Raw genomic sequence first — 12366 nt, forward strand, 5'->3', positions numbered from 1 at the left:
AATGAAAGATTGAGAAATTCAGACATTCAGAAATCACTAGTTTCTAAAATCTAATTTCCAGCTTCTATCCTTTAAAAACATGAAACGCTTTGGTAAGTTCAAGATATTGGTCCGAGTATTGTCTCGGACTTTTTTCTATGATGAATTCAGATTCATCCAATGCTTTTCCGGTCAATGAGAACTCGAGAACCAGCCTTTTGACTTTAGAATTTTCAATTCCTTTGATATTTATTTTCCGGATTAAAAACAAATGATATTCCTCTGCTGTTTTAATAAATTCGTTTCCGGCTTCTGCGGGGATAATTACAGAGAAAACACCTTGCTCGGAAATAAATTCCGAAGATTTTGAAATGAGTTCGCGGAAATTTAATTCTATCGTCTGCCTTGCGATTTTATCTTTACCGGAACCGGAAACTTCAAAGTATGGCGGATTGGTAACAATTGCGTCAAATTTTTCCTGTGTGCTAAAACTTTTAAAGTCCTGGTGAATATTTTTCAGCCTTGAATGAAAAGGCGAATTCACAAAATTAAGCCGGGTAAGCTGTACGGCTTCCTGATTGATCTCAAGCCCTAAGAATGCTGCATTCGGGTTTCTCTGGGCCAGCATTAATGAAATAACCCCAGTTCCCGTTCCTACCTCCAATACTTTGCGGGCATTGCGGATATCTGCCAAGGCTCCCAGCAGGACGCCGTCTGTTCCTACCCGGAATACCTCTGCCGACTGCCGGATTTCAAACTGCCTGAATATAAAAGATTTCACTATAAATTCGTCGGTAAAGTAATGGTGAATGTCGAGCCCTTCCCAACTTCAGACTTTACGGTAATTTCCCCTTTGTAATCTTCCACCATTTTTCTTACCATGGACAAGCCCAATCCCATTCCGCTGTTTTTAGATGTAAAGTTCGGTTCAAAAATCCTTTCGTAAATATTTTCGGGGATTCCTATGCCGTTATCCTGTATCGAGATGATTACCCTGCGTTGGTGCTGCTCTATATCTACATTGACCATTAATTTCCGTTCATCGCTCTCTGCCTGCCTTGCATTGGTTACAAGGTTGGTGATAATCCTGGAAAGGTAGACCTTGTCCATATTAATCATGATACTGCTTTTATTGGCATGCATAAAAATGCCTTCATCATTAAAGATCCTGAGAATATCTTCTACCTCGTTGTTCAGGTTAATTATCTCATTATTTTTTTCAGGAAGCTTGGCAAATTCTGAGAATGCAGAAGCCACCGTGGCAATTACATCGATCTGATCAACCATGGTTTTGCTCATCTGCTTTACTTTTTCCCTTATATTGGGATCGGCGGGATCAAATTTCCGTTCAAAATTCTGTATGGTCAGTTTCATCGGTGTCAGAGGATTCTTTACTTCATGTGCTACCTGTTTGGCCATTTCACGCCAGGCTTCTTCAGAAGCTATGAAACGGAGCCGTTCTTTCTGGTCCTGAATCTGAAGGATCATACGGTTATAAGCTCTGGCCAAAGCATTCAGTTCATCATTTTTATAATACCTGATCGGACGCATTTCATTCTCGAACAATGTAATGCGGGTGATCATATCGGAAAATTTAGTAATGTTTTTTGCCAGGCTGTTAGACATGACCCAACTGAACCAGATGCTGAACAGTATCAGGAATATATCTACAATGGCAATATATTTCACGTATATATCAAGAAGGTCAAAATATGCAGATTCATCATGATAAAGCGGAATATAGACAATGGCAATAGGTTCCAGGTCATTGTTTTTCAAAAGCAGATATGAAGAAGTGAGGACTGCATCTTTTGCAGCATCATACCCTTTGATGTCATACCTTGACTTTGAAGAAAGGACCCGGTTGACAATATTGATCGGGATTTTTCTCTGCCCGACAAGATTTTCTTCTTTATTGGAGAGAAGATAATCGCCTTTTAAGTTGTATAAAATAATATCATGCTGGTTAATATCTGCAATTTCGAAAATTTTGTTTTCCAATACTTCCTTCAGGTCACCGGTCTGCACGCGGGTCCGGCTTACTGCGTAATCAAGATATCTCATTACGGCACCGGTTTTCTCCTGCATATCTATCCTGCTGTTTTTGACAGAATTTTTCCTTAAAATAAAATAAGGAACCAATGAAGAAGCCACAACACTTAAAAGACATACCAATAAGAAACCAAAAAAGACACGGTTTCTCAGGCTATATCCTTTATACATACTTATTGACATTCTGTTTATTAATTAACTTAGCAATATACTTACCAATTATATCGAATTCCAAATTAACTTTATCACCGGTTTTAAGATGTTTCATATTGGTAAATTCCCATGTATACGGAATAATCGCTACGGAAAACTGATGCTCTTCACTGTTGGCAACCGTAAGACTGATCCCGTTCACTGTAATGGACCCCTGGGGAACCGTTACAAAGCTTCCGTCGGTATTATTATAAGTAATGGTAATGTAATAGCTTCCATCTTTGTTTTCAATGCTCAGCACTTCCCCTGTCCTATCAACATGGCCCTGCACAATATGTCCGTCCAGCCTTCCGTCCATTTTCATGCAGCGTTCAAGGTTCACCACAGTCCCCACTTCCCATTTTCCGAGATTGGTTTTTTCCAGTGTTTCCTGGATTGCCGTTACGATGTATTGATGGCCTTCCGTTTTTACTACAGTCAAGCAGCAGCCGTTATGCGCCAGGCTCTGATCTATTTTTAACTCATTTGTAAAAGGGCAGGACAAAGTAAAATCAATGTTGCTTCCGTTCCCCTGAATCTCCTCAATTATCCCAACTGCTTCAATTATTCCTGTGAACATATTATTTTTTGCTAAATTTGTAGTTTATTAATCTTCAAAGATAATCAAAATGAGCCCAAAAAACCATAAAGTACGAGTAGGAATTTCAATCGGAGATTTCAATGGCATCGGTCCGGAAATCATCATGAAATCCCTATCAGACAAAACCATTACGGACTTTTTTACGCCTGTAATTTTCGGCTCTGGAAAATTATTTACGTACCAGAAAAACATTTTCAAGCTTAACGTAAATTTCAACTATATCAATGAGGCTTCACAGGCACAGGAAGGCAAGATCAATATGGTTAACCTCGTGAAGGAAAACTCGATGGTAGAATTGGGAACCCCTACTGAAGAATCCACAAAAATGGCAATTGATTCCCTGGAAGCGGCTACTGAAGCTTTGATAAAAGGGGAGATTGATGTTTTGGTTACGGCCCCTATCAATAAAGACGAGATGGTGAAGATGGGCTTTAAACATGCCGGGCATACCGGATATTTTGAAGAAAAATTCAACAAAAAGGGACTGATGTTCCTGGTGACTGAAGATTTGAAGGTAGCCGTACTGACGCACCACATTCCCATCGCACAGGTTGCGGAGAATATCTCAAAGGAGAAAATAAAAAAACAGATCCGGCTTCTGAACCAGACGCTCATTGAAGATTTTAATGTATCAAGGCCGAAGATTGCCGTTCTGGGATTAAATCCGCACTCAGGAGACGGCGGCGTAATCGGGAACGAAGAAATTGAAATCATTGCACCGGCTATTAAAGAACTCTCTGACAACGGAATCCTTGCCTTCGGGCCTTTCCCTGCAGACAGCTATTTCCAGCCAAGCAAATACAAGAGCTTCGATGCCGTTCTTGCCATGTACCACGATCAAGGATTGGCTCCGTTTAAAACGCTTGCGTATGAAGAAGGGGTAAACTATACGGCCGGGCTTCCGTTTATCAGAACTTCTCCGGATCACGGAACCGCGTATGATATTGCAGGCAAAGGCATTGCAGATGAACAAAGCTTCAGCGAAGCTATCTTTACTGCCATCAGAATTTTTAAAAACAGGAGCGAATACAATGATTTGACGAGCAACCGGCTGCAGCTGAGAAAAATGGCTGTAGATAACGGGATTGATGAAGATTTGCCGCAGGAAACTGAGGGTTAAATCTTTAATACAGATTTTAAATTTATTTGTTATAAAATTTATTTGTTATTATAAAAAAATTGCATATTTTTGCACACTCATTTTATGGACAAGTTAAGAAACTATGATATCAGCTTTTCCGGACTGAAAACCGGCAAGCACGAGTTCAGACTTGAGATAGATAAAGGGTTCTTTCAATTGTTTGACACTGAACAGGAATTTACAAATCCCAGAATTACAGCAGATGTTTTATTAGATAAACATTCTACATTTCTGGAATTTGATATTAAAATTAAGGGAACGGTAGAATTGGTCTGTGACATCACAACTGAAAATTTTGATCACCCTGTTGAAAATGATATACGGGTTCTGGTGAAATTCGGCGAGGAATATGATGACAGCGAAGAAGACGTTATTACAATCCCAGCCAATGACCATGCTTTCAATATATCGCAGCTGATTTACGAAAGTGTCGTACTTTCCATCCCTATGAAGAAAGTATCACCGGAGGTAAGCGATGAAGATCTGGCCATACTGGATAAGTTCAGCCCGAAAGAAGAAGAAGAACACAAGAGCGATCCCCGATGGGACGCATTAAAGAATTTAAAGAATAAAAATTAAATAGTTTAATGATGAGATGGTGAATCTCATCACTCATCAATTAAAAAAGTTATCAGAAAATGGCACATCCAAAGAGAAGACAGTCGTCCACAAGAAGAGATAAGAGAAGAACTCACTACAAAGCGGTAGTTCCTCAATTGGCTAAAGATGCAACAACAGGAGAGCTTCACCTGTACCACAGGGCTCACTGGCATGAAGGGAAATTATACTACAGAGGAAAAGTAGTACTGGAAAAAGAAGTAGCTGCTACTGAAGAAAATTAAGAGTTGTTTTTCACCGAAAAACACCCGTTTTAATACAAAAACCGTCTGATTTTTATAAAATTTGACGGTTTTTTGTTGTTTTTTATGTTTTTTTGGTATCTTTGGCACCAAATCAAATATCAAATTTATGGACATTAAAGACATACAAAATCTTATTAAGTTTGTATCCAAAGCAGAAGTTTCTGAAGTAAAGTACAAAACCAAAGATTTCGAAATCACTATTAAAACTCCATTGGCAGGAAGTGATGTTGCTTATGCTCAGCCTGCAGTTTACCATACTGCACCACAGCAGATGGCTGCGGCGCCGGCACCTGCTGCTGCATCACCGATATCTTCTGAAAAAACGGAAGCGGCATCTGATGACAGTAAATATGTAACCATCAAATCCCCTATGATCGGTACTTTCTACAGAAAGCCTTCGCCGGATAAAGAAGTGTTCATAAATGTTGGTGATGAGGTTTCAGACGGAAAAGTAGTATGCGTTATTGAAGCCATGAAGCTGTTTAACCAGATTGAATCTGAAGTAAGCGGAAAGATCGTTAAGATCTTAGTGGATGATGCTACTCCGGTAGAATATGACCAACCTTTATTCTTGGTAGATCCATCTTAATTTAGAAATTAGACGTTAGACATTAGATGTTAGATTTTTCTTGCATTCAACATAACATGGTCTGATTTTCAAATTATCTAATTTTCAAATTTAAGAAAATGTTCAAAAAAATATTAATTGCCAATCGTGGCGAAATTGCAATGCGTATTTTACGTACTTGTAAAGAAATGGGGATTAAGACCGTTGCGGTATATTCTACTGCCGATAAAGACAGCCTTCATGTAAGGTTTGCCGATGAGGCCGTTTGCATCGGCCCTGCAATGAGTAAAGATTCCTACCTGAAAATCCCCAATATTATTGCTGCGGCAGAGATTACCAATGCCGATGCGATACATCCAGGTTACGGGTTTTTATCTGAAAACGCCAATTTCTCAAGAATCTGCCAGAAGAACGGTATTAAATTCATCGGTGCCACGCCTGAACAGATTGAAAAAATGGGCGACAAAGCCAATGCAAAGGCAACCATGAAAGCGGCCGGCGTGCCTTGTGTGCCCGGTTCAGACGGATTGATTGAATCCTACGAGCATGCCGTAAAAATTGCTGAAGAAACCGGTTATCCGGTAATGATAAAAGCTACTGCAGGCGGCGGCGGAAAAGGGATGAGAGCCGTCTGGAAAGCCGAAGACCTTAAAGACCACTGGGAATCTGCAATCCAGGAAGCCGTGGCAGCATTCGGAAACGGAGGCATGTATATGGAAAAACTGATCGAAGAACCGAGGCATATTGAGATCCAGGTAGCCGGCGACCAGTTCGGTAAAGCCTGCCATCTTTCTGAAAGAGACTGTTCCGTACAAAGAAGAAACCAGAAATTGACGGAAGAAACCCCTTCTCCGTTCATGACAGACGAACTCCGTGAAAAAATGGGTGAGGCAGCTGTAAAAGCGGCGGAATTCATCAGTTACGAAGGGGTCGGGACGATTGAATTCCTTGTGGACAAGCACAGAAATTTCTATTTTATGGAAATGAACACCAGGATCCAGGTAGAGCACCCGATTACAGAACAGGTAATTGATTATGACCTGATCAGGGAGCAGATTCTCCTGGCTGCAGGAACTCCGATTTCAGGAGTTAACCATTATCCTAAACTGCATTCTATTGAGTGCAGGATCAATGCGGAAGACCCGTATGTTGATTTCAGGCCTTCTCCGGGAAAAATCACCGGATTGAATATTCCCGGAGGGCACGGAGTAAGGGTGGACACGCATGTCTATTCAGGATATACAATTCCTTCTAATTATGATTCCATGATTGCAAAGCTTATTACTACGGCCCAGACCCGTGAAGAAGCCATTGCAAAGATGAGACGTGCTCTGGAAGAGTTTTATATTGAAGGGGTAAAAACTACGATCCCTTTCCACAGGCAGCTGATGGATAATGAAGATTATCTTGCCGGAAACTACACGACAAAATTCATGGAAGATTTTGTAATGGACAGAAAATATGATAATCACTAAGATTATTTAATTATATATTATAAACTGCCTCATTCCGGGGCAGTTTTTTTTTACTTATTCCTGATTTTCTATGGCCCAATATCCAGTCAGGACTCCTCCGGTTCTGCTTGTCTCCGCTGATCAGTTCTGATATCAGCCCGTAAGATTCTGATCTGCAATAATAATTTTACCTAACAGTTGCTAGTCGCAGAACTACTACAGTTTTCAAAGTTTCTTCCATTTCCTGGTACTTATTGTTTAATTACTTCTATTTTTGGTGATATAGATACCCTATCACATCATATTAACAATTAAAATTTACGATCATGGCAGAAAAAAATTCAAGAGGAATTTTAAAATTCAACGGCGGAGAAGGACAGAAGCTATTAAAGCTTAACTACAGTGTATCCCGTTCCACAGACGTATCAGGAAGAGTGGCATCTGACCCTTCTGATGCACTGATTAAAATTACAGTGGAAGCTACAGAAAAATCAGACATTCTGGAAAGCCTACTTAACGGCAAATACAAGCCAACCACCGGAGAAATTACTTTTAACAAGTCTCACGAAGAAGGAACATTAACTACTTTGAAGTGGGAAAACGGATATGTAATCCAGCATGAAGTAGATTTCGATGCCGTAGATGACAACAGCATGTACATTTCATTTGTTGTGAGTGCAGAGCAGATTGATCTTGGAACTTCTTCTTACAGAGGAGAATGGCCGACTTCTTAAGGATAAAATTTCTTAAAGCAATAAAACAGCAGACAGAACGGCAAACCAAGCATCAGGGATGCTGTTCTGTTTTTCAGCTATGCAGCCTGTCTTTTAATTTCTGATGAAAGGCAGATGATCCAGGATTTTCATATCCGGTTTTTAACTGACACCAAAACATCAATGATCATGGAAGAAAGCAATTTTTCATTCCGCCCTAACTCCTATAAGACCCCTGACAATGCAGATAAGATCTCCGGGAACCATATTTCCGGGATTAACCGTGTGGTAAAGCTTGATATTGTAATAGAAGGAAAATCCGTCAGTCACTTCAAGCATTTCCGGTTACAGCAGAGTGCAAGGCGGCATCATCATTTTGAGCTTATTCTCGCTCATGATTCTCTAGGAGCCACACAGAACCATAATCTTGAGGAGGCCCGCCAGTTCTTAGGCAAGCGGATCACCGTAATTTTTAAATACAAGGATTATGAAAATGAAAGCCCTGAAAGAACTTTTGTAGGGGTTATTACCAAAGCGGCATTCAGCCAGGAAAAGATGAGCCTCGGCAATATTGTCCTTAAAGGCCAGAGCCCTACCATCCTCATGGATTCTGCCCCTCATACACAGAGCTTTGGAGGCACACAGGCTGTGAATACGGGAATTATTGCAGATAAAATTATTAAAGAAGCATTAAGTTCTTCTAAATTCGACTTTAGGGTGGATCCCCAGAATAAAAGTTATATCAATTACAGCTCACAGTACAACGAAACGCATTATAATTTCCTTGCAAGAACTGCAGAAGCGTATGGTGAACAGTTTTATTATGACGGCGAAGTCCTTCATTTCGGGAAACTCCCGCCATCTGAAAAACCGGTCCGTCTTATTTACGGCAGCAATGTAAGCGATGTACAGGTAGAACTGAAAGCAGTACATATAAAGCCTGAATTTTTCGGGTATAACAGCAGCAGCCACACTAAAATGGAAGGTGCTGAAAACAGCATCCGGCATCCGGGGGAAATTCCGGCTAAGGCCTATGAACTGAACAGCAATATCTTTAAGACACGCTCACTCTCCCCTGCCCCGGTTAATGCTAATATGATTGTAGATCTTGATGATTCGCAGAAAAGTGCGGCAGGAAGTGCGGCAGTAGAAGTTTTTACCGTTTCAGGGAATACTACGGTTCCGTTTCTGTATCCGGGGTGCTGTGCAGATATTGAAATGCGCAGGCCCGATACCAGCGATACCTCTTATTTTACAAAAGTAACGGTTACAGAAGTTATCCATGATGTCAATGCAAGAGGATATTACACCGGAAGTTTTGAAGCAGTGGCTGAGGGAACAGGGTTTATGCCTAAACCGGATTTTATTATTCCTGATGCACAGCCGCAGATCGCAACAGTCATTTCCAATACCGATCCTATGAACCAGGGAAGGATACAGGTACAGTTTGACTGGCAGAGAAATCCTGATATGACCCATTTTATCAGAATGATGAGCCCTGATGCAGGCGGGACGGATGCCGTTAGCCAGAACAGGGGCTTTGTAGCCATTCCTGAAGTAGGAGACCAGGTGATGGTAGGTTTTGAATACCATCACCCGGACTTTCCCTTTGCCATGGGCGGAATGTTTCATGGACAGGTAGCTTTGGGAGGCGGACTTAATAACCATATCAAATCCATTCAGACCAGAAGCGGCAATAAAATTATCTTCAATGATCAGGATGGAAGCATTTTTATAGAAGATCCTAGCGGAAACACCTATTTAATGGACGGGAAAGGAAATATTACCGTAAATGCACCTAAAAATATGACATTTACTGCAGGAGAAAATATACAGATCAATGCAGGCCGCAACATTATTGCTTCCGCACAGAGAAACGTCAACATTATGGCTGGTGAGGATATTACTGAAACGGCAAACGACGATTATAACCTGACAGCCAGCAACATTATTGAAACGGCAGAAGCGGGCAGAAGCTCCAGGGCAAAAAACATTGCGGAAAATATGGAAGCCGGCTCTTATATCAGCACTAAGGATGCAATCAATGTAGAAAGCGCTAAGGAGGTTAACATCAATAGCGGCAAACAGGTAAAAATGCAGTAACATGGCTGGCGAGGGCGGAAATATCATAAGGAATGTCTTTGGCAAATCTTACAAGGAAGCAGAACACATCATGAAAGATGCTTCCCGGGGAAGCCTTGACTTTAAATCACCACAGGAAAATACTTTTTACGGTAAAAAAGGAGGAAAGAAACTGGATGAGTACCAGGCTAAAAAAGACAATACGCTGCTGGTAACGAAACTGGAAGGCCCGCTTGATGACGGCGGTGGAAAAATACGCAAACCTAGAGAGGGGGAAAAACACTGGTTCAGGGCCACGTTCAACAGGCCTGCCGCAAAAAGTGAATACAAAAAGCTATTGTGGCAGCTGAAGATCAACGGAGCCTCTATCCCTTTCTTTATAGATTATTCTTCCCTGGAAGGAAATACACAGACCATACAGGTGAAACTGCCTTGCTATGATATGCGTGCTTATGCCTATTTTAAAAGCCCGATTGACAAAGTAAGTGTAGAGATAAAAACAAACAACCCACTCCCTGTTTATATTGACAGATTTAAAGTCAAAGGAAAAGACAGGCAGGGGGTCAATTTAGCAGATGATTTATGTTACGGCCTCGGAATATCCAATCAGTATCCGTCAAGATACACGCTTCAGGATATAGAAAGTAAAGGAATCTGGATTAAATCAGAGATCAGCAATAAAACGAATGAAGAATTGTGGACAGGCTTTAAGCGGATGGTGACTGATCTTTTCTCCGTAGGGGAACTGGAAACGGTTGCATTGGATATGATTGAAAAATTCAGGAGAAGTGAAGGTGGTGAGTATACCAATCCTGTTTTGACAAAGCATGTGCAGGAACACCCTTCAAGTAAAAGGTTCTGCATAAGTATTGAAGATGAAATTGCTGACAGAATTAAAAAGAACAACGGGAATACAGCTTCCATTGAGGATGATGAAATACACTTCACCGATAATGAAAGTGGAAAATTCGGGAACCGCGGCTGGGGACACCCGCAGTTTTCAACATTGAAAGATACGTTTTTAGGCGGCCTTACCATCTGTATGAATGATACATGGGCATATGAGGTAAAGTTAACGGGATTCAGCAAAACAGGTAACGGAGCTTATGATGCTACCTACAAAGTAACGTTATATGACCATTTTGGCCTTGATATGCCTGATATAGAAAAGAAATACTATTACCTGCTCGGGTTCAGATATTGGTTTATCCTGCAGCACATCAGGGGATACAAACCTTTTATCACTAAAGTGGAATTTGAAAAGACCTTTAGAGAGAATATTTCTGCCGGAAAAGCTGAGCGCCAAAGCCGGAGAAGGGCTGTAAAAGAACGGGAAGACCATCTTAGAAATATGGGGCGGAGAAGACCGGGAGAATATTAACCGTCAGTCAATTTATCAATAAGAAAAGTTATTACAACAAAAAATGAAACATTTGCCATTTATAAAAATTTTCATCACACTCGTTTTTCTTTTAACCACAATATGCTGTGACAAAAAGAAGAATGAATTTATCCCTCTGGATCATATGACCTTTACAAATTCCTATTATAAAAATTCGGTGAAGATTTCATATTATGTGCTGATCAATGATCCTGATTCTGAAGATAACCTATTGAAAACTGAAATTATCCGATATGTTAAAAACAGGCTGCAGAACAACCAGGCCCTGAAAGATACCAATACAGTTTCCCTGAACTTCGTATTTTATAAAAAGACAGGCAATACCTCTTATTTTATAACCCATAAGGAAGATCCCGGCGGATTGATGAGTGAAGAAATATCTCATTACAAAGAAGATTATATTGCCAATTATAATATCAGTAAATGCAACGGAGGAGAAACGGAAAAAATCTACCTGCATGATCTGCCGGAAGAGATTGTAGTGAATGACTGTAAATAACAGTAAAATATCAAGCAACACACATGGAAGCAAACCGGGTAAGGCCTTTTCAGAAATATTCGTCAGAAGTATACACCTATCAGGTGGAAAACATGCTTGAAATACGGTTTGGTCAGAGCAAGGGCTTCCATTCATCTTATAAAATCACCTTACAGGAAACTGAAAATGAAGACCGGGCGAAAACCTGGACAATAGACAAAACAGAAGATATTCCCCTGCTCTCTGAAAATAACTTCATGGAAATTCTTCACGAACTGGAAAAGAGCTCTTATCCTGTAAAAATAAAGGTAGATGAAAAAGGGGTATTCCTAAAAGCAACAGATCATCAGAAATACATAGAAAGCTGGAAACAGAAAACCGAAGCCATTCATGAAAAATACGGGAACTGCGAACTGTTTAGAGACCAATATCTCACGGCTTTGGAGAATGAGGAACTTTTTTACAAAAATAAATACAAGGAGCCTTTTTGGAATCTTGTGCTTTTTGCACCGTCTTACATAGATAACGGAGGTGAAAATCCGGAATCTGTAGTATGGCATATCAAAGGAATAGGAAATCTGCAATGTACCGGAATTATCCGTGCTGAGCAAAGAGATTACGGTTTTGATTCTTTTTTTATTTCGGCAGTAAACATACCGGATACAATCAAAGAAGAGATCAATAAGAAATATCTGCGTCAGGCAGGGCAATACAAAGCAGAGCTGACCATACAGATGCAATATCTTTCCCGGAAAAAGCAGTATACAGAAAAGAAAGCAGCATTCATCCTGTCAGACGGAGATGAAACCGTGTATTGGGAGACATGCAGTATTACATAACT

General features: G+C 40.5%; 13 protein-coding genes. 10 read left to right on the forward strand and 3 right to left on the reverse strand.

Annotated features, from left to right (window positions below):
• Positions 1 to 64: 64 nt before the first annotated feature.
• Genes SD427_RS16715 through SD427_RS16725 form a run of 3 tightly spaced genes read right to left on the reverse strand, consistent with a single transcriptional unit; the run spans position 65 to position 2803 of the window.
• Positions 65 to 760, reverse strand: a complete 696-nt coding sequence (locus SD427_RS16715) for a tRNA1(Val) (adenine(37)-N6)-methyltransferase (protein ID WP_320558918.1) — start codon at positions 758 to 760, stop codon at positions 65 to 67.
• A complete protein-coding gene (locus tag SD427_RS16720) occupies positions 760 to 2202 on the reverse strand; it encodes a HAMP domain-containing sensor histidine kinase (protein ID WP_320558919.1) in 1443 nt (480 codons plus the stop codon). Before SD427_RS16720 ends, SD427_RS16715 begins: the two co-directional genes overlap by 1 nt.
• Entirely contained in the window at positions 2195 to 2803 is a 609-nt protein-coding gene (locus tag SD427_RS16725) for a riboflavin synthase (protein WP_320558920.1), read from the reverse strand. Before SD427_RS16725 ends, SD427_RS16720 begins: the two co-directional genes overlap by 8 nt.
• Positions 2804 to 2852: 49 nt before the next feature.
• Between SD427_RS16725 and pdxA the strand changes: the two genes are divergently transcribed.
• The 10 genes from pdxA (at position 2853) to SD427_RS16775 (ending at position 12364) form a co-directional block, all read left to right on the forward strand.
• Positions 2853 to 3944, forward strand: a complete 1092-nt coding sequence (gene pdxA / locus SD427_RS16730) for a 4-hydroxythreonine-4-phosphate dehydrogenase PdxA (RefSeq protein WP_320558921.1) — start codon at positions 2853 to 2855, stop codon at positions 3942 to 3944.
• Positions 3945 to 4028: 84 nt separating this feature from the next.
• Positions 4029 to 4544 (forward strand): DUF177 domain-containing protein, encoded by a 516-nt coding sequence (locus SD427_RS16735; protein WP_320558922.1) that lies wholly within the window; start codon positions 4029 to 4031, stop codon positions 4542 to 4544.
• A 59-nt stretch (positions 4545 to 4603) separates the two neighbouring features.
• Complete coding sequence (gene rpmF / locus SD427_RS16740; protein ID WP_002976251.1) at positions 4604 to 4807, forward strand: 50S ribosomal protein L32; 204 nt, start codon at positions 4604 to 4606, stop codon at positions 4805 to 4807.
• 127 nt (positions 4808 to 4934) lie between these two features.
• Entirely contained in the window at positions 4935 to 5417 is a 483-nt protein-coding gene (gene accB / locus SD427_RS16745; protein WP_320558923.1) for an acetyl-CoA carboxylase biotin carboxyl carrier protein, read from the forward strand.
• Between the two features lie 98 nt (positions 5418 to 5515).
• Positions 5516 to 6871, forward strand: coding sequence for an acetyl-CoA carboxylase biotin carboxylase subunit (gene accC, locus SD427_RS16750; RefSeq protein WP_320558924.1), 1356 nt, complete (start codon positions 5516 to 5518; stop codon positions 6869 to 6871).
• Between the two features lie 305 nt (positions 6872 to 7176).
• Positions 7177 to 7584 carry a type VI secretion system tube protein TssD gene (gene tssD / locus SD427_RS16755; protein WP_320558925.1) on the forward strand — a complete coding sequence of 136 codons (408 nt, stop codon included), beginning with the start codon at positions 7177 to 7179 and terminating at the stop codon, positions 7582 to 7584.
• A gap of 168 nt (positions 7585 to 7752) precedes the next feature.
• Complete coding sequence (locus tag SD427_RS16760; protein ID WP_320558926.1) at positions 7753 to 9666, forward strand: type VI secretion system Vgr family protein; 1914 nt, start codon at positions 7753 to 7755, stop codon at positions 9664 to 9666.
• Between the two features lies 1 nt (position 9667).
• Entirely contained in the window at positions 9668 to 11026 is a 1359-nt protein-coding gene (locus SD427_RS16765) for a DUF3289 family protein (protein ID WP_320558927.1), read from the forward strand.
• 43 nt (positions 11027 to 11069) lie between these two features.
• Positions 11070 to 11546 carry a hypothetical protein gene (locus SD427_RS16770; protein ID WP_320558928.1) on the forward strand — a complete coding sequence of 159 codons (477 nt, stop codon included), beginning with the start codon at positions 11070 to 11072 and terminating at the stop codon, positions 11544 to 11546.
• A 23-nt stretch (positions 11547 to 11569) separates the two neighbouring features.
• Entirely contained in the window at positions 11570 to 12364 is a 795-nt protein-coding gene (locus tag SD427_RS16775; protein ID WP_320558929.1) for a hypothetical protein, read from the forward strand.
• Positions 12365 to 12366: the final 2 nt, after the last annotated feature.

It is taken from the genome of Chryseobacterium sp. JJR-5R, from assembly GCF_034047335.1.
Classification (GTDB): Bacteria; Bacteroidota; Bacteroidia; order Flavobacteriales; family Weeksellaceae; genus Chryseobacterium.